This is a genomic window from Streptomyces sp. NPDC056169, assembly GCF_042268445.1.
In the GTDB taxonomy this organism is placed as follows: Bacteria; Actinomycetota; Actinomycetes; order Streptomycetales; family Streptomycetaceae; genus Streptomyces.
This window is the reverse complement of the sequence record NZ_JBHJUO010000008.1, coordinates 55,715-73,524: the sequence shown is the minus strand read 5'-3', so window position 1 is coordinate 73,524 and position 17,810 is coordinate 55,715. Positions and strand designations below refer to the sequence as shown.

Genomic DNA, 17,810 nt, shown 5'->3' with positions numbered 1-17,810 from the left:
CCGGCGCCCCGCTGGGTGCTGCGTCAGCTGTCGGAGGGATCCCGTGGGGCTGCGGCGACCACGCCGTAGGTGCGGCCGCCCGCGACGAACTCGCCGAGCGGGCTCATGCCCACGCCCTAGCTGCCGAAGGCCGCGAGGGCCAGTCGCTGGGCCGCCGCGGGCACGCCGTCGACGGGACCTGCGGTGCCCACCGCGTAGACCGCGCGCAAGCCGAGGTCCCGGGAGGCGAAGACACCGCTGCGGTACCCCGGATCCGATCCCGTCTTGCCCCACAGGAGCGATCCGTCGGGCAGGGGCGTGGACATCAGCCCCACGCTGAAGCAGGCCGTGCCCCTGCCCGGCCCGGTGTTGCACTGGGAGCCGTCCGCGTACGGCAGGGGCTTGCCATCGGCGCCCTTCGGTAGCGAGAACAGTTCGGCGGTCTGCGCCGGGCGCAACAGCCGGCCGTCGAACAGGCCGGATATGAACCGGTCCAGATCCGCCGTGGTCGAGGTCATGCTCGCGGGCAGCCCACCCTGCACGTTGACGTCGACCAGACCGCCCCCGCTCCTCGCCTGATAGCCGGGCAGGTACGGCCGGGGCACGGGTGTGCTGCGGTTCGGCACGGCGGCTCGGGTGTCCCGCATCTTCAGCGGCTTGAGGATGCGGGTGGTCACCTCGTACTGGTACGAGTGTCCGGTGATCTCCTCGATGAGCTTCCCGGCGATCCGGTAGCCGAAGGAGTTGTACTCCTGCCGTGTGCCGGGGCTGAAGTGCGGTCCCGGGCCCGGCCGGCCCTCGGGGCGGAGCGTCTCCCGGATCACCTCGTCGAAGGTGACGTAGTCCAGCCGGCGCTCGATCTCCTCGTCCGGCGTGCCGGCCGGCGCGCCCTCCAGGTCCTGCGGGAGCCCGCTGGTGTGGTCGAGCAACTGCCGCACGCTGACCGGCTCCTTGAACCGGTCCTCCGGCAGAAGGCCGGGCAGATGGCGCTGAATGCTCTCGTCCAGGTCGACGCGGCCCTCGGCGGACAGCTGGAGCAGGATCACCGCCTCCATGGGCTTGCTGATGCTGCCGATCCTGAAGTGCGCGCGCGGTGAGACGGGCCGGCCGGTGACGACGTCCCCGACCGCACCCCGCCAGGTCTCCCCGCTCTTGTGCACCTCCGCCACGACGCCGGCCGCACCGTCGCCCGGACGCGGGACGATCGCCGCGCGCAGAGCGGCCCGGTCCAGTGCCGGGGAGGGGCCGGTGGTGGCGGCCTGGGCGGGCGCGACGACACCGAACGCCAGGGCGGCGGACAGGGCAAGGGCCGAGGAACGACGCATGGGACGACGCATGGGGAGACTCCACCTCTCGAAGCGGTGATCAGGTTCGGTTCGAGTCTGTCCGCCCGGTGCGCCCGGGCCGACGGGGATCACCCCGGTTCAACCCTGAGACGACCCTGACCCCTCATCAGGGAGACGGGCTCCGCCTCAGCCGCGTGCCTCTTCGCTCCGGTCGTCCTCCGTCGCTTCCGTCAGGACCGGGAAGCGGCGTGGTGCCAGGGTGAGGAGGGCCAGGAGGGCCAGGGCGGCCGCGGCCGCCGCGCCCAGGTAGACGTAGTCGACCGCCGCGTCGACCGCCCGGCGCAGGTGGTCCATCGTCTCGGCGGTGAGGGACGCGGGGGCGTCCAGGGCGCGGGCCAGGGTGTCCAGGTCGGTGCCGCCGCCCAGGCGGGCCGCCAGGACGCCGTTCGCGACCGCGCCGAAGAGGGCCGCGCCGACGCTCTGGCCGACCTGGCGGCAGAAGAGGACGGAGGCGGTGGTCGTGCCTCGTTCCTCGTACGGGACGGTCGACTGGACGCCGACGATCAGGGGGAGTTGGAAGAGGCCGAGCGTCGCGCCCAGGAGCAGCATCAGGAGCGCGGGCTGCCACGGTTCGCCGGGGAACGGCAGGAACGGGAAGGCGAGCAGCAGGAGCAGTGCTCCCGAGATGCCGAGGATCGCGGTGGCGCGGAAGCCGATGCGGTTGTAGACGCGGTTGGAGAGCGCCGCCGAGATGGGCCAGCTCAGGGTCCAGGTGGAGAGGACGAAGCCGGCGGCTATGGGTCCCAGGCCGAGGACGGACTGGGCGTATGTCGGGAGGAAGACGGTCGGGGCGACCATCAGCAGGCCCAGGGCGCCCAGGGAGAGGTTGACGGCGGCTATCGTGCGGCGCCGCCAGACCCAGCCGGGGATGATCGGTTCCGCCGCGCGCCGTTCGATGACGACGGTGAGCGCGCCGAGGGCGGCGGCTCCGCCCAGCAGGCAGAGGGACGGGGCGGAGAACCAGGGCCAGGCGACGCCGCCCTGGACGAGCGCGGTGATGAGCAGCGCGCCGGTGGCGAAGACGGCGAGCGCGCCGGCCCAGTCGATCCGGGGCTTCTCGCGGGGCGTGGTCGTGGTGCGCTGGGGTTCTACCAGGTGGCGGGTGACCAGCCAGAGCGCGACGAGGCCGACCGGCAGGTTGATCAGGAAGATCCAGCGCCAGTCGGCGTACCCGGCGAGCAGGCCGCCGACCGCCGGGCCGGCGACGGAGGACGCGGCCCACACGGAGGAGAGCCGCGCCTGGATCTTCGGGCGCTCCTTCAGCGGGTACAGGTCGGCGGCGATCGTCTGGACCGTTCCCTGGAGGGCGCCGCCGCCGAGGCCCTGGACGACGCGGAAGGCGATGAGGGAGGCCATGCTCCAGGCGGCGGCGCAGAGCAGCGAGCCGATGAGGAACAGGACGATGCCGGCGACGAGGACGGGCTTGCGGCCGAAGGTGTCGCTGAGCTTCCCGTACACCGGCAGGGTCACGGTCACGGCGAGCAGGTAGCCGGAGAACAGCCAGGAGAAGACGGTGAGTCCGCCGAGGTCGCCGACGATCTGGGGGACGGCGGTGGAGACGATCGTGCCGTCGATGGCGGCGAGCCCCATGGCGAGCATGAGCGCGGCCACGACGGGGCCTCGGCGTGCGGCCGTGCGGGGGTCGGGGGGTGCGGTGGCGGCCGGTGTCCCGGGCCCGCCCGCTCCCGCCGGTGTCGTGGACGCCTCGGTCACCGCGAGATTCCTTTCTTCGTACACCTAAATGTTCGCGGTCAGGGTCTCACCCGTACCAGGGTCGTAGGAACCCCTAGGGGGCTCTCCCCCATACGGGCCAGGGGTCGTTCGTCCCGTCGGAGGAGGAGAAGTCCCGTTCCCGGTTCTTAACTTGAACCTACAAACCCACCCACTGCTCCTAGGAGAAGACCGTGACTTCGGCTGTGACCATCCCCAGGCACGGGGGTACTGGAGGGCGTACGGCCGTCGCCGCTCGGGCGCGACAGGTCGTCAAGGCGTACGGCACGGGGGAGACCCGGGTCGTCGCGCTGGACGCCGTCGACGTGGACATCGCCCGTGGCCGCTTCACCGCGATCATGGGGCCCTCGGGCTCCGGCAAGTCGACCCTGATGCACTGCCTCGCCGGGCTCGACACCGTCACCAGCGGCGAGATCCACCTCGACGAGACCGAGATCACCGGGCTCAAGGACAAGAAGCTCACGCAGCTGCGCCGGGACCGGATCGGCTTCATCTTCCAGGCGTTCAACCTGCTGCCGACCCTGAGCGCCATCGAGAACATCACGCTCCCGATGGACATCGCCGGGCGGAAGCCGGACGCCGAGTGGCTGCGCCGGGTCGTCGACACCGTCGGGCTCTCCGACCGCCTCAAGCACCGGCCGAACGAGCTCTCCGGCGGTCAGCAGCAGCGTGTCGCCGTGGCCCGCGCGCTCGCCGCCCGGCCCGAGATCATCTTCGGCGACGAGCCGACCGGAAACCTCGACTCCCGGGCCGGCGCCGAGGTCCTCGGCTTCCTGCGGCAGTCCGTCGACGAGCTGGGCCAGACGATCGTCATGGTCACGCACGACCCGGTCGCCGCCTCCTATGCCGACCGGGTCCTCTACCTCGCCGACGGGCGGATCGTGGACGAGATGGAGCGGCCCACCGCCGACGCCGTCCTCGACCGCATGAAGGACTTCGACGCGCGCGGGCGGACGTCATGACCGTCCTCAAGACCTCCCTGCGCAACTTCCTCGCACACAAGGGACGCATGGCGCTCTCCGCCGTCGCCGTCCTCCTCTCCGTCGCGTTCGTCTCGGGGACGCTTGTCTTCACCGACACGATGAACACGACGTTCGACAAGCTCTTCGCGTCGACCGCCTCCGACGTCAGCGTCAGCCCGAAGGCCGCGGCGGCGGACGACGAGACCCCGCAGACCGGCCGCCCCGAGTCCCTCCCCGCCTCGCTCGTCGAGCAGGTCAGGAAGGCGGAGGGCGTCCAGGACGCGCAGGGCGCGATCGCCTCCACCAGCGTCACCGTCGTCGACGCCGCGAACAAGAACGTCGGACCCACCAGCGGCGCCCCGACCATCGCCCTCAACTGGAGCCCCAACGAGCTCCGTTCGGTGGAGCTCGTCTCCGGCCACGAGCCGCGCGGCCCCACCGACGTGGTCGTCGACGGCGCCACCGCCGAGAAGCACGGCCTGAAGATCGGCGACGAGCTGCGGACCATCGCCGTCGACGGCGACTTCACCGCGAAGATCTCCGGCATCGTCGACTTCAAGGTCACCAACCCCGGCGCCACCCTCGTCTACTTCGACACGGCCACCGCGCAGCGCGAACTCCTCGGCAAGGAAGGCCTGTTCACCCAGGTCCAGGCCGACGCGAAGCCCGGTGTCAGCGACGACGCCCTCAAGGCGGGCATCGCCGCGGCCATCGGCGACGGCTACAAGCTCCAGACGGCCGCCGAGGCCGCCGACGCGGGCCGCGAGGACGTCGCCGGCTTCCTCGACGTCATGAAGTACGCGATGCTCGGCTTCGCCGGGATCGCCTTCCTCGTCGGCATCTTCCTCATCGTCAACACCTTCTCCATGCTGGTCGCCCAGCGCACCCGCGAGATCGGCCTCATGCGGGCCATCGGCTCCAGCCGCAAGCAGATCAACCGCTCCGTCCTCGTCGAGGCGCTGCTCCTCGGCGTCGTCGGCTCGGTCGCCGGCGTCGCGGCGGGCGTCGGACTCGCCGTCGGCCTCATGAAGCTCATGTCCTCCATGGGCATGGAGCTCTCCACCCGCGACCTCACCGTCGCGTGGACGACCCCCGCCGTCGGCCTCGCCCTCGGCATCGTCGTCACCGTCCTCGCCGCCTACATCCCGGCCCGCCGCGCCGGGAAGGTCTCCCCGATGGCCGCCCTCCGCGACGCGGGCACCCCCGCCGACGGGAAGGCCGGACGGGTCCGGGGCGGGCTCGGCCTCGCCCTCACCGCCGCCGGAGCCGCCGCCCTGTGGGCCGCGACCCGCGCCGACGAAGCCGGTCCCGGCTCCCTCTGGCTCGGCCTCGGCGTCGTCCTCTCCCTCCTCGGCTTCATCGTCATCGGCCCGCTCCTCGCGGGCGGCGTGGTCCGCGCCCTCGGCGTCGTCGTCCTGCGGGTCTTCGGCCCCGTCGGCCGGATGGCCGAGCGCAACGCCCTGCGCAACCCGCGCCGCACCGGCGCCACCGGCGCCGCCCTGATGATCGGCCTCGCCCTCGTCGCCTGCCTCTCGGTGGTCGGCTCCTCGATGGTCGCCTCGGCCACCGACGAGCTGGACCGCTCCGTCGGCGCCGACTTCATCGTCCAGTCCGGCACCGGCCAGCCGATCGTGCCGCAGGCGCAGGCCGCCCTGGAGAAGGTCCCCGGCCTCGACCACGTCACCGAGTACAAGTGGGTCGACGCCAAGGTCACCGACACGCGCGGCCGGACCACGACGGCCGACCTGGCCGCCACCGACCCGACGTACATGAAGGACCTCCGCCGCGACGTCACCGCCGGCACGCTCACCGACGCCTACGGCGCGGACGCGATGTCCGTCGGCAGCGACTACGCCGCCGAGCACGGCGTGAAGGTCGGCGACGTGCTGACCCTCGCCTTCAAGGGCGGCGAGACGGCGAAGCTCAAGGTCGCGGCGATCACCGCGGACACCGGCCAGGTCGACAAGGGGGCGATGTACATCAACGTCACCACCCTCGCCCGGTACGTCCCCGCCGACCGGACGCCCCGCAGCCTGCTGATCCTCGCCAGCGCCAAGGAGGGCCAGGAGACCCAGGCGTACGAGGCGGTCAAGGACGCCCTCGCGCCCTACCCCCAGTACAAGGCCAGCAACCAGGCCGACTACAAGGAGGACCTCAAGGACCAGGTCGGCCAGCTCCTCAACATCGTGTACGGGCTCCTCGCCCTCGCGATCGTCGTGGCGATCCTCGGTGTCGTGAACACCCTGGCCCTCTCGGTCGTCGAGCGGACCCGCGAGATCGGCCTCATGCGCGCCATCGGCCTCTCCCGCCGCCAGCTGCGCCGCATGATCCGCCTGGAGTCGGTGGTCATCGCCCTCTTCGGCGCCCTCCTGGGCCTCGGCCTGGGCATGGGCTGGGGCACGGCCGCCCAGAAGCTGCTCGCCCTGGAGGGCCTCGGCGTCCTGGAGATCCCCTGGCCGACGATCCTCACCGTCTTCGTCGGCTCGGCCTTCGTCGGCCTCTTCGCGGCCCTGGTCCCGGCCTTCCGCGCGGGCCGCATGAACGTCCTGAACGCGATCGCGAGCGAGTAGCGGTCGCGGGACGGCAACGGGGGAGCGGCCCCGGTGGACCCTGCCAGGTCCACCGGGGCCGCTTGGTGTCGCCGGCTCCGGTGGTGCCGCCTGGTGTCGCCGGCTCCGTCACTCTCCCGAGTGGCCCCTTTCCTTCGGGCGAGTGACAGCGGCACGTCGTAGGCTGAGGGACGCACCGGGCGGCCGTACGCGCCCGGGACCACCCGGCCCGTGAGACGTGTCGGGCTGTTCGCGTTGCCCGCCCCGCGCCACCGCGCCCCGTACTCCGAACCCGGGATGGAAAGCTCCATGAGCCTGCACGGCCTGCTTGATGTAGTCGTCAAGGACGCGGCCCTCGCCGAGGCGGTGAAGGCCGCCGCCGACGGGAACCGCCCGCACGTCGACCTGGTCGGGCCCGCCGCCGCGCGGCCGTTCGCCGTCGCCGCGCTCGCCCGCGACTCGGGGCGCCCGGTCCTCGCCGTCACCGCGACCGGGCGGGAGGCCGAGGACCTGGCCGCCGCGCTGCGCTCGCTCCTCGACCCGGACACTGTCGCCGAGTACCCCTCCTGGGAGACCCTCCCGCACGAGCGGCTCTCGCCCCGCTCCGACACCGTCGGACGCCGCCTCGCCGTGTTGCGCCGCCTCGCGCACCCGCGCGACGACGACCCGGCCGCCGGCCCCGTGAGCGTGGTCGTCGCACCCATCCGCTCCGTGCTCCAGCCGCAGGTCAAGGGCCTCGGCGACCTGGAGCCAGTCTCGCTGCGGTCCGGCCAGAGCGCGGACCTGAACGAGATCGTCGAGGGGCTCGCGGCCGCCGCGTACTCCCGTGTCGAGCTCGTCGAGAAGCGCGGCGAGTTCGCCGTCCGCGGCGGCATCCTGGACGTCTTCCCGCCCACGGAGGAGCACCCGCTCCGCATCGAGTTCTGGGGCGACGACGTCGAGGAGATCCGCTACTTCAAGGTCGCGGACCAGCGCTCCCTCGAAGTCGCCGAGCACGGCCTGTGGGCGCCGCCCTGCCGCGAGCTGCTCCTCACCGACTCCGTACGGGAGCGGGCTGCGGCGCTCGCCGAGGAGCACCCGGAGCTGGGCGAGCTCCTCAACAAGATCGCGGAGGGCATCGCGGTCGAGGGCATGGAGTCCCTCGCCCCCGTCCTCGTCGACGACATGGAGCTGCTGCTCGACGTGCTGCCGAAGGGCGCCATGGCCGTGGTCTGCGACCCGGAGCGCGTCCGGACCCGGGCCTCGGACCTGGTGGCGACCTCGCAGGAGTTCCTCCAGGCCTCGTGGGCGGCGACCGCCGGCGGCGGCGAGGCCCCGATCGACGTCGGCGCGGCCTCCCTGTGGGGGATCGCGGACGTCCGGGACCGGGCGCGCGAGCTGGACATCGCCTGGTGGTCGGTGTCGCCGTTCGCGGCGGACGAGGTCCTGTCGGGCGACACGCTCGTCCTCGGCATGCGCGCCCCGGAGTCGTACCGCGGCGACACCGCCCGCGCGCTCGCCGACACCAAGGGGTGGCTGGCCGACGGCTGGCGCACGGTGTACGTGACGGAGGCCCACGGCCCCGCGACCCGTACCGTCGAGGTCCTCGGCGGCGAGGGCATCGCCGCCCGCCTCGACGCGGACCTGGCGGAGATCTCGCCGTCCGTCGTGCACGTGTCGACCGGCTCCATCGACTTCGGCTTCGTCGACCCGGCGCTCAAGCTCGCCGTCCTCACCGAGACCGACCTGTCCGGCCAGAAGGCGGCCGGCAAGGACGGCCAGCGGATGCCGGCCAAGCGCCGCAAGACCATCGACCCGCTGACCCTGGAGGTCGGCGACTACATCGTGCACGAGCAGCACGGCGTCGGCCGGTACGTGGAGATGGTCCAGCGGACCGTGCAGGGAGCGACCCGCGAGTACCTCCTCGTCGAGTACGCCCCCGCCAAGCGCGGCCAGCCCGGCGACCGGCTGTACATCCCGACCGACCAGCTGGAGCAGGTCACCAAGTACGTGGGCGGCGAGGCGCCGACGCTGCACCGGCTCGGCGGCGCGGACTGGACGAAGACCAAGGCGCGCGCGAAGAAGGCCGTCAAGGAGATCGCCGCCGACCTGATCAAGCTGTACTCGGCGCGGATGGCGGCCCCCGGGCACGCCTTCGGCGAGGACACCCCGTGGCAGCGCGAGCTGGAGGACGCCTTCCCGTACGTGGAGACGCCCGACCAGCTGTCCACCATCGCCGAGGTGAAGGAGGACATGGAGAAGACGGTCCCCATGGACCGGCTGATCTGCGGCGACGTCGGCTACGGCAAGACGGAGATCGCGGTCCGCGCGGCCTTCAAGGCGGTCCAGGACGGCAAGCAGGTCGCCGTCCTCGTCCCGACGACGCTCCTCGTGCAGCAGCACTTCGGCACGTTCAGCGAGCGGTACTCGCAGTTCCCGGTGAAGGTGCGGGCGCTGTCCCGGTTCCAGAGCGACACCGAGTCCAAGGCGACCCTGGAGGGGCTGCGGGAGGGTGCGGTCGACGTCGTCATCGGCACCCACCGCCTGTTCTCGTCCGAGACGAAGTTCAAGGACCTGGGCCTGGTCATCGTCGACGAGGAGCAGCGCTTCGGCGTCGAGCACAAGGAGCAGCTGAAGAAGCTCCGCGCCAACGTCGACGTGCTGACGATGTCGGCCACCCCCATCCCCCGTACGCTCGAAATGGCGGTCACGGGCATCCGCGAGATGTCGACGATCACCACTCCGCCGGAGGAGCGGCACCCGGTCCTCACCTTCGTCGGCCCGTACGAGGAGAAGCAGATCGGCGCGGCCGTCCGCCGTGAACTCCTGCGCGAGGGCCAGGTCTTCTACATCCACAACCGGGTCGACTCCATCGACCGCGCGGCCGCCCGCCTCCGGGAGATCGTGCCGGAGGCGCGGATCGCGACGGCCCACGGCCAGATGTCGGAATCGGCCCTGGAGCAGGTCGTCGTCGACTTCTGGGAGAAGAAGTTCGACGTGCTCGTCTCGACGACGATCGTCGAGTCCGGCATCGACATCTCCAACGCCAACACCCTCATCGTCGAGCGCGGCGACAACTTCGGCCTCTCGCAGCTCCACCAGCTGCGCGGCCGTGTCGGCCGGGGCCGCGAGCGCGGCTACGCGTACTTCCTCTACCCGCCGGAGAAGCCGCTGACGGAGACCGCGCACGAGCGGCTCGCGACGATCGCCCAGCACACCGAGATGGGCGCGGGCATGTACGTGGCGATGAAGGACCTGGAGATCCGCGGCGCGGGCAACCTGCTCGGCGGCGAGCAGTCCGGTCACATCGCGGGCGTCGGCTTCGACCTGTACGTACGGATGGTCGGCGAGGCGGTCGCGGACTACCGGGCGCAGATGGAGGGCGGGGTGGAGGAGGAGGCGCCGCTGGAGGTCAAGATCGAGCTCCCGGTCGACGCCCACATGCCGCACGACTACGCGCCGGGCGAGCGGCTCCGCCTCCAGGCCTACCGCTCGATCGCCTCCGCGAACTCGGAGGAGGACATCAGGGCCGTACGCGAGGAGCTCACCGACCGGTACGGCAAGCTCCCGGAGCCGGTCGAGAACCTGCTCCTGGTGGCGGGCCTCCGCATGCTGGCCCGCGCGTGCGGCGTCGGCGAGATCGTCCTCCAGGGCCCGAACATCCGCTTCGCCCCGGTGGAGTTGAGGGAGTCGCAGGAACTGCGCCTGAAGCGCCTCTACCCGCGCACGGTCATCAAGCCGGCGGTCCACCAGATCCTGGTCCCGCGCCCGACCTCGGGCAAGATCGGCGGCAAGCCGGTCGTGGGCCGCGAACTCCTCGCGTGGACGGGGGAGTTCCTGACGACGATCCTCGGCTCGTGAGGCCGTGAGGCCGTGAGGCCGTGAGGCCGTGATGTCGTGAGGCCGTGGAGTCGTGAGCTCGTGAGCTCGTGAGCTCGTGAGGCCGTGTGGCCGTGTGGCCGTGTGGCCGTGTGGCCGTGTGGCCGTGAGGCCGTGATGTCGTGCGGCCGTGAGGCCGTGCCCGTGCCCCGGGTGGTTCCGCCGGACCGCCCGGGGCACGGACGCGTCCGTCAGAGCTCGTCGAGGTCGAGGGCGTCGGCCATCGCCTCGTAGCCCGCGTCGTTCGGGTGGAGGGCGTCGCCCGAGTCGTAGGCCGGGAGGATGCGGTCCCGGTCCGCCGGGTCCGCGACCGCGCGGTCGAAGTCGACGACCGCGTCGTACGCGCCCGACGTGCGGATCCAGTCGTTGACGGCGTCCCGCTTGGCCTCGTTCGCCGGGGAGTCGTAGAAGGAGCCCTTGATCGGCGTGAGGGTCGCGCCGACGGCCTTGAGGCCCTTCGCGTGGGCCTCGCGGATCAGGGTGCGGTGACCCGCGATCAGCCGCGCGGCGGAGACGTCGGGGGTGGGCGCGGCGGGGAAGGTCGTCGTGCTGCCGCCGATGTCGTTGATGCCTTCGAGGATGATCACGGTCCGGGTGCCGGGCTCCGTCAGGACGTCCTGACGGAAGCGCGTGAGGGCCTTCTCGCCCGCCCAGGTGGTGTCGTTGACGACCTGGTTGCCGGCGATGCCGTGGTTGACGACGGCGCGCGGGCGCCCGGCCTCGGCGAGGCGTTCCGCCAGCTGGTCGGGGTAGCGGTTGTCGGTGTCGACGGTGGAGCCGACGCCGTCGGTGATGGAGTCGCCGAAGGTGACGACGCCGTTCCGGCGTCCGGCGTCCCGGCCGCCGGTCACCTCGATGCCGGAGAGGAAGTACCAGGACGAGCTGGTCTCCTGGAAGGCCGCGCCGGTCAGGTCGGCGCGGTGGTCGCCGTCGGCCCGGTAGCTGGTGGCCGAGGAGATGTGGTGGAAGGTGGCGGGGCCGGTCTTCTCCGCCAGGTAGAGGGTGACGGTCAGGGACTCGAAGGCCGCGACGGGGAGGTTCGCGGCGTCGCTGAGGAGCGTGCCGCCGGCCGGGATCGTCACGGACGCCTGCCCGTCGAAACGGAGTTGGCGTACGGAGCCGGGGCGGACGGCGCTGCCCTCGGCGGTACGGGCGACGGTCGCACCCGTGATCCGCAGGGGCGTGGAGCCGTAACGGTTCGTCAGCTCGATCCGGGCCCGGGTGCCGCTGGTGGTGACCCGGACGACCTGGCGGACGGTGTGGTTGTCGAAGCCCTGCTGCGACCAGTTGGCGGCGAAGGGTGCGGTCGCCGACTGCGGGGACGCGGCCCAGGCGGCGCGCCAGGAGGGGCCCTGGTGGCCGGTGTCGGCGAGGGCCGTGGGGGCCAGTCCGAGGGCGGCGGCGGTGAGGAGGGCTATGGCGGAGCGGCGCAGGGTGTTCGTCGTTTGCATGCTTGGGTCAATTACGGGCTGGCGCGGGGTATTCCCGGGGAGTAGCGGCTAGTTCCGCTGTTCCGTGGCCAGTTGGGCCGTGAAGAGCAGGCCCGTCAGTGAGCGGAAGTACTCCTCCGGGTTCCGGTCGCCCAGCGCCGACGCGATGTTCTGCGTCAGGAGCAGCGTCGCGAAGCCGTGGGCGAGCGACCAGGCCGCGATGCCGGCCGTGCGGGCGTCGGGGACGTCCGGCAGGCCGGCCACGCCCGCGCGGAGTTCGGCGGAGGCGCGCTCCTTGGCGGCGAGGAGGGCCGGGTCGTCCGTGCGGAGCAGCTCCGGCTGGAACATGACCTGGAAGTGGGCGGGGTGCTCCGTCGCGAACCGCACGTACCGCACGCCGCGTTCGCGCAGCTCGGGCGTGTCGGCGAGGGCGTCGGCCAGGAGGTCGTACCCCTCGGCGGCGATCGCGGTGAGGAGTCCGGTGCGGTCCTTGAAGTGGTGGGCGGGGGCGGCGTGGGAGACGCCGGCGCGGCGGGCGAGGTCGCGCAGGCTCAGCGCCCCGGGGCCCTCGGCGGCGATCACGTCGAGGGCGGCGGCGAGGACGGACTGTCGCAGGTCGCCGTGGTGGTAGGTCTTCCGGCTCGTCATGGCAGCAGCCTAGCCGGTATCTAGTCATTGACAAGTTCGCGGGGTCGGGGGCAATCTTGTCAGTGACAAGTCGTTGGGTCAGTCGAACGCTCGATCACTGGGGAGACAGCTGTGGAAACCGGACGCGTACGCCAGATGTGGCACCTGCTCGAACCCCTGCACGCCCTGCTCTACTACGCCCCCGAGGCCTTCGACGAGGCCGCTGCCCTCGGCTACGACACCGCCGAGCGCTGGCCCTCCTACTTCGCCTGGCGCTCCGCCCCGCTCGGCGCGCCCGGCCCGGCCCGGGTGGCCTCGGCCTTCTACAGCTTCAGCCCCGCGATGGTCGCCCGGTACGTGCCGGCGGGCGACGGTCAGGAGGCCCGGGGCCCCGCCGTGAGCCCCGTCGCGAGCGCCGCCGACGTCCTCGCCGCCCGCCTCCGGGCCGTCGACCGCACCTACCGTGCCGTCCTCGGCGAGGACGCGGTCAAGAGCTCCGAGCTCGTCGCGGCCGCCGCCCTCGCCCGCCGCGCCGCCGAGGCGGCAGGGACGGAGGGGCGGCCCCTCGCCGCCGCCAACGCCGGCCTGCCCTGGCCCGACGCCCCGCACCTCGTCCTCTGGCAGGCCGCGACGATCCTGCGCGAGCACCGCGGCGACGGACACCTCGCCGCGCTCCTCGTCGCCGGGCTCGACCCGGTCGAGGCGCTCGTCTCCTTCGCGGCGATCGGCGCCGCCTCCGAGCCGGTCTTCGAGAGCCGGGGCTGGAGCCCGGCCGAGTGGGCGGCCGCGCGCGAGCGGCTCGTCGCCCGCGGGGTCCTGGGCGAGGACGGGGACGTCACCGACGAGGGCCGCGCCCTGCGCGCCGAGGTCGAGCTCCGTACGGACGAACTGGCCGCCGCCCCCTGGGCCGCCCTCGGCCCCGAGGACACCGCCCGGCTCGCCGAACTGCTCGGCGGCCCCTGGCTGTCCGCGATCGGCTCCGGCCTCCTCCCCGCCGAGAACACGCTGGGGATCGGCAAGGTGTGAGGCCGGCGGTCGGAGTCCGGTGACCTGCATGTCACGGGATCGACCGGCGGGATCAGAAGAGCAGTTCGCCCGCCGGGAAGCTCGAACCGATCTTCACGCGCGGGGCGTACCCGCCGGTGCCGTTGCCCCTGTACGAGTACAGGCCGCCCCCGGCCTCGCGGCCGACCAGGTCCGGCTTTCCGTCGCCGTCCAGGTCGCCGGGGGCGACGAGGACGTCGTAGACGTTCCAGTTCGTGCCGATGGCCTGGCGGGCCGCGAACGTCCCGTCGCCGTTGCCCCGGTGGAGCCAGAGGCGGCCGGTGCCGTCGATCGCGACGAGGTCGGCGGCCTTCGGGCCGGCAAGGTCCTGGTCGAAGTCGACGGCGACCACGGACCGGTAGCCGCCCCAGGTGCTCCCGTCCCCGCCGGTGTCGGCGATCCGCGTGCGCGCGGCGTAGGCGTGCGCGCCGGTCCCCTTGTGGAACCAGAGCCCGCCCGCGGTGTCGCGGGTGATCAGGTCGGGGACGGTGTCACCGTCGACGTCGCCGGGGGCGAGGAGCAGGTCGTCGTTCCCGAAGCCGGTCCCCGCCGCCGTACGGCCGGAGCCGCCGGAGTACGAGCCGTCGGAGGCGGCGGCCTCGTAGTGCCACAGGTCGCCGGCCGCGTCGACGGCGGCGAGCGTCGTTCCCTGGCGGGCGACCAGCCTCATCCCCTTCCAGCCGGTGCCGACCTTGCACGGCTTGGCCAGGGCGGCGGTGGTGCCGTCGGCCCGGCCCTCGTAGCGGTACAGCCCGCCGACCGCGTCCCGCCGGAACACCGCGCCGGGGGTGGCGCCGTAGGCGACGCAGTCCTCCCAGGAGGCCGCGCCGCGGATCGGCAGGTGGTCGGAGACCCATCGGCCGGCGGTCGGGGTCGTCGGCTCGGGAGGCACGTCGCCCACCTCGCCGCGGAAGTACCGGGAGCTGAAGAAGGTGTAGTCGAGCTTCTGCGTCCGCGCCGTGTGCGCCGCGTCGAGCTTGGTCTGCTGCCCGCTGCGGCACCGCACGGCCGGGGCGGCGCAGAGCGTGCCGCGCATCCCGAAGCGGTCGGCGTCGGTCTCGTCGGCCTCGGCGAACGTGCCGTGGCCGCCTTCGCCGGCGCCGGCCTCGTAGAAGCGGTCGAGCACGTCACCCCAGGGGGAGGAGTTGAAGTCGCCGCCGAGGACGACGGGGAGGCCCGCGTCCTCCCACGCCTTGGCCTGCGCGGCCAGCTTGTCGGCCTCCCTGGCCATCACCGCGTGCATCGCCCGCTGCTGGGCGGTGGGGTCGGCGGGCAGGGTCGGGAGCCCCCACCAGAGGTGGACGGAGCACGCCCAGGTCAGCCGGGACTGCACCCAGGCCTTGACGCAGGGGGCCTTGATGTCCTCCGCGTTCGAGCCCGGGACGGTGGCCAGGATCGCGGCCCGCGTGTCCAGGGCGAGGTCGACGCCGTCGACGACGACGCCCCTGACGAAGGTGGCCATCCCGTAGCTCGGGGTGGTGGTGCCGACCGGGTCCTCGCAGAGCGACCCGAGGCTGCCGGCCGGGACGGTCTCGACGTACCGGCCCGTGTATCCCCGGCTGCCGAGGCGGGCGTTCAGGTCGTCGAACTGGTACCTGCAGACCTCGACGAGGAAGAGGTAGTCGGCGTTCCAGACACCCGCCGCCGTCTCGTCGACGATCGCGTCGTACCGCGCCTCGTTGCCGGCGGCGCTGACGTCGCACCCGCCGGTGCCGCCGCTGCCGCACATGTTGTACGTGTACGTCCTGACCGGCGGCGCGGTCGACGGACCCACCGTGTCCGCCTGGGCCTGAGGCGCTGTCAGCACCGGACCCGCGCACAGGACGGCCAGTACGGCGATCAGCGCCCGGAACGCTCCGGACCTTTGCATGCGTCCCCCTGAGGAATCGTGTCGGAAGGTCGGAACGCTACCTTCCGGCGGTGGGGGGCGAATGCCTCATATCCACCCAGCCTAGGATTCCAGGGTGCTGACGTATCGAAAGACCCTGACCGCCGCCGCGCTCGCCGTCGCCGCCGCCCTGGTGACCACCGCCTGTACGCCCGGAGCCGGCTCCCCGTCCTCCGGGGCGTCCGACGGCGGCCCGGCCGGCAAGCCCGCCGCGCGCGGGTCCGCGCTCGCCGCCGTGGACACCCTCACCGTCAAGGGCCGGGCCCCGAAGACCGGGTACGAGCGGGAGAAGTTCGGCCGCGCCTGGGCGGACGTCGACGGCAACGGCTGCGGGACCCGCGTTATCTCTATGCTTCGCGCCGTGATGGGGCTGTTCTCGCAGCGTATGCAGGGTGTGGTCGGCTTTGCGTACTGAGAGGCACGTGAGTCACAGCGCCATGCGCACTCACCGGAAGAGGGCCGCGGTTGCGGTCGCCGTTGTCGCCGCGTTCGTCGCAGGCTGTGATGCCATCGAGCCGGGCGGAGACTCCCCGGGGTCTGGACCGGGCACCTCTGCCGGGCGTGCGGTGAGCCCGCTGGCGAATCCCGACGGGACGAAGCCGGGTCTCGCCGCACTCGCGTCGGAGACGGACAAGGCCAACGCGCGCAAGCTCATCGAAGGACTGACCACGAAGGGCCGTGGACCGAAGACGGGCTACGACCGGGACGAGTTCGGGTACGCCTGGATGGATACGGCAGACGGCGTTCCGCTCGCTCGGAATGGTTGTGACACTCGAAACGATCTTATGAATCGCGATGGTCAGGACGTGCGTTTCCGTGCGGGTTCCGACTGTGTGGTCGTCGCCATGACCCTGCACGACCCCTACACCGGCCGCACCATCGAGTGGCGTAAGCAGCAGGCCACCGAGGTCCAGATAGACCATGTGGTGCCGCTGTCCTACAGCTGGCAGATGGGCGCTGCCCGGTGGCCGGAGAACAAGCGCAAGCAACTGGCGAACGATGTGCTCAATCTGCTTCCTGTTGAAGGCCGCGCCAACTCGGCAAAGCAGGACTCAGGACCCGCCTCCTGGTTGCCGCCGAACAAGAAGATCCGATGCGCGTACGCCGTGCGGTTCGCGCAGGTCGCCGACAAGTACGAGCTCCCGGTGACGACGGCGGACAAGGCGATGATGCTGAAGCAGTGCGAAGACTGATAGTGCCCAGTGACCTGGGAAAATGCGATCGGTTTCGGGCTGTCCGACGCGTACGCTCCACACCGTGGCTGACCGCATACAGAAGATCGTGACGAAGCTGCCGGGCCTCAAGAGCGTCACCGACGTGTGGAAGATGGCCGACCGCCATCTCGCGCGGGGGGATGCTGCGTTCCTCACGGACCTCGGCATCGCGCTCGCCGGGGCTTACGGCTCCGACGCCGGGCGGATCTGGCAGTACAGGAGCGTCTTCGACCATCTGCTCCGGCTGCTGGCCACCACTCCCGGTCCTGGGAACGTCGCCCAGGCGCTGCGGCTGGTCTCCTCGGCGGAGGCCGCTGACAGGAAGCTGGACCGTTACACGGCCTCCCTGCTGGCCTCCAGCCATCCTGCTGAGGAACTGGCCGTGGCGTTTACCGGGAACGCCACGGAGGAGCTGCGTGCCTGCCTGGTCCATGAACTGGTGCTCAGGGGCGTCGGCGTCACGGAGACGCCGGCGATCGCAGGGTGGGCGACATCGCTGCACTGGAGGCACCATCCGCTGGGATGGCTGCCGTTGGCGCTGTCCGATGTGGAAGGACAGCCGGATCTGCCGAGCTACAGCGCGCGCGGCGGCAGCCACTCGATGCCATACGGTCCGTCGGCGAACCGCCGGGTGGGGGTTGATGCCGGGGCCCACGTGCCTTCGGTGGAGGAGACGACGACCGAAGCCGCTGCCAAGGGCATCGGCGCGGCTGTGGCGAACTGGGCCGAGGAGTCGAACGGCCGGGTCGAGGCACGAGTCTTCGACCTGGCAGCTTCTCTGGAGGCCGAGTCGGTACCGAGCGCGTTGCTGGCGCTGGGGCTGGAGTGTCTGAAGGGTGCGGGGAAGACCTTCTCGGTCGCGGCCTGTCCGCCGGGCCAGGCATGGCGGGTGCTCTTCGCCGCCGCGTCCACGGGAGGGGCCTACAACTCCGGCGCTCGCGGTGCCTACGGCCGTCTGGCCGCGTGGCAGTCCCTGGCCGGCCTCTCCGGGGCCGCAGAGGGCAGCCCTGCGGAGGAGGTCGAGGCACGTGCACGGGAGTGCACCTGGTACGGCTTCGGCGCCGACACCAAGTGGTTCGAGCGCGTGGCCTGGGACATTGGCCTGGCCGTGGTCCGTTCAGAACGCCGACGGCTGGCGGTGCTGGCCGCGACGGACACCGATTGATCACGACCGGGACCGTG

11 protein-coding genes and 1 pseudogene are annotated in these 17,810 nt (G+C 72.1%); 7 read left to right on the top strand and 5 right to left on the bottom strand.

The window, feature by feature from the left end; genetic code table 11:
• Positions 1-116: 116 nt before the first annotated feature.
• Together ACFC0G_RS14590 and ACFC0G_RS14585 are read right to left on the bottom strand one after the other, a co-directional pair.
• Positions 117-1,316, bottom strand: a complete 1,200-nt coding sequence (locus tag ACFC0G_RS14590) for a serine hydrolase domain-containing protein (RefSeq protein WP_376402569.1) — start codon at positions 1,314-1,316, stop codon at positions 117-119.
• A 135-nt stretch (positions 1,317-1,451) separates the two neighbouring features.
• On the bottom strand, positions 1,452-3,038 hold the full coding sequence (locus tag ACFC0G_RS14585) for an MFS transporter (RefSeq protein WP_376402567.1): 1,587 nt from the start codon (positions 3,036-3,038) through the stop codon (positions 1,452-1,454).
• Between the two features lie 191 nt (positions 3,039-3,229).
• Here ACFC0G_RS14585 and ACFC0G_RS14580 point away from each other — a divergent pair, with 191 nt between their 5' ends.
• From ACFC0G_RS14580 to mfd, 3 genes are all read left to right on the top strand, one after another.
• Entirely contained in the window at positions 3,230-4,018 is a 789-nt protein-coding gene (locus ACFC0G_RS14580) for an ABC transporter ATP-binding protein (RefSeq protein WP_376402564.1), read from the top strand.
• A complete protein-coding gene (locus ACFC0G_RS14575) occupies positions 4,015-6,588 on the top strand; it encodes an ABC transporter permease (protein WP_376402561.1) in 2,574 nt (857 codons plus the stop codon). The genes ACFC0G_RS14580 and ACFC0G_RS14575 overlap by 4 nt, the downstream gene beginning before the upstream one ends.
• Positions 6,589-6,876: 288 nt before the next feature.
• A complete protein-coding gene (gene mfd / locus ACFC0G_RS14570; protein ID WP_376402558.1) occupies positions 6,877-10,407 on the top strand; it encodes a transcription-repair coupling factor in 3,531 nt (1,176 codons plus the stop codon).
• Between the two features lie 209 nt (positions 10,408-10,616).
• Here the strand turns inward: mfd and ACFC0G_RS14565 are convergent, their stop codons facing one another.
• Both ACFC0G_RS14565 and ACFC0G_RS14560 read right to left on the bottom strand, forming a co-directional pair.
• A complete protein-coding gene (locus ACFC0G_RS14565) occupies positions 10,617-11,876 on the bottom strand; it encodes an SGNH/GDSL hydrolase family protein (protein WP_376402555.1) in 1,260 nt (419 codons plus the stop codon).
• Between the two features lie 48 nt (positions 11,877-11,924).
• Positions 11,925-12,503 (bottom strand): TetR/AcrR family transcriptional regulator, encoded by a 579-nt coding sequence (locus ACFC0G_RS14560; protein ID WP_376402552.1) that lies wholly within the window; start codon positions 12,501-12,503, stop codon positions 11,925-11,927.
• Positions 12,504-12,638: 135 nt separating this feature from the next.
• Here ACFC0G_RS14560 and ACFC0G_RS14555 point away from each other — a divergent pair, with 135 nt between their 5' ends.
• The gene (locus ACFC0G_RS14555) at positions 12,639-13,508 is read left to right on the top strand and encodes a hypothetical protein (protein ID WP_376403296.1); all 870 of its coding nucleotides are present in this window, start codon (positions 12,639-12,641) and stop codon (positions 13,506-13,508) included.
• A 52-nt stretch (positions 13,509-13,560) separates the two neighbouring features.
• Here ACFC0G_RS14555 and ACFC0G_RS14550 read toward each other — a convergent pair whose 3' ends face one another.
• Positions 13,561-15,396: an endonuclease/exonuclease/phosphatase family protein gene (locus tag ACFC0G_RS14550; RefSeq protein WP_376402549.1), complete on the bottom strand. Its 1,836-nt coding sequence runs from the start codon at positions 15,394-15,396 to the stop codon at positions 13,561-13,563.
• 94 nt (positions 15,397-15,490) lie between these two features.
• Between ACFC0G_RS14550 and ACFC0G_RS14545 the strand changes: the two are divergent.
• The 3 genes and pseudogenes from ACFC0G_RS14545 to ACFC0G_RS14535 all read left to right on the top strand — a co-directional run.
• A pseudogene (locus ACFC0G_RS14545) lies at positions 15,491-15,754 on the top strand (hypothetical protein); the annotation flags it as partial.
• 97 nt (positions 15,755-15,851) lie between these two features.
• Positions 15,852-16,607, top strand: coding sequence for an HNH endonuclease family protein (locus ACFC0G_RS14540; RefSeq protein ID WP_376403293.1), 756 nt, complete (start codon positions 15,852-15,854; stop codon positions 16,605-16,607).
• Between the two features lie 64 nt (positions 16,608-16,671).
• Positions 16,672-17,793 carry a DUF6183 family protein gene (locus ACFC0G_RS14535; protein ID WP_376402547.1) on the top strand — a complete coding sequence of 374 codons (1,122 nt, stop codon included), beginning with the start codon at positions 16,672-16,674 and terminating at the stop codon, positions 17,791-17,793.
• Positions 17,794-17,810 lie beyond the last annotated feature (17 nt).

Coding starts and splice junctions, on each gene's coding strand:
- ACFC0G_RS14590 (WP_376402569.1), bottom strand. CDS start 1,316: ATGCGTCGTCCCATGCGTCGTTCCTCGGCCCTTGCCCTGTCCGCCGCC.
- ACFC0G_RS14575 (WP_376402561.1), top strand. CDS start 4,015: ATGACCGTCCTCAAGACCTCCCTGCGCAACTTCCTCGCACACAAGGGA.
- mfd (WP_376402558.1), top strand. CDS start 6,877: ATGAGCCTGCACGGCCTGCTTGATGTAGTCGTCAAGGACGCGGCCCTC.
- ACFC0G_RS14565 (WP_376402555.1), bottom strand. CDS start 11,876: ATGCAAACGACGAACACCCTGCGCCGCTCCGCCATAGCCCTCCTCACC.
- ACFC0G_RS14560 (WP_376402552.1), bottom strand. CDS start 12,503: ATGACGAGCCGGAAGACCTACCACCACGGCGACCTGCGACAGTCCGTC.
- ACFC0G_RS14555 (WP_376403296.1), top strand. CDS start 12,639: ATGTGGCACCTGCTCGAACCCCTGCACGCCCTGCTCTACTACGCCCCC.
- ACFC0G_RS14550 (WP_376402549.1), bottom strand. CDS start 15,396: ATGCAAAGGTCCGGAGCGTTCCGGGCGCTGATCGCCGTACTGGCCGTC.
- ACFC0G_RS14540 (WP_376403293.1), top strand. CDS start 15,852: ATGCGCACTCACCGGAAGAGGGCCGCGGTTGCGGTCGCCGTTGTCGCC.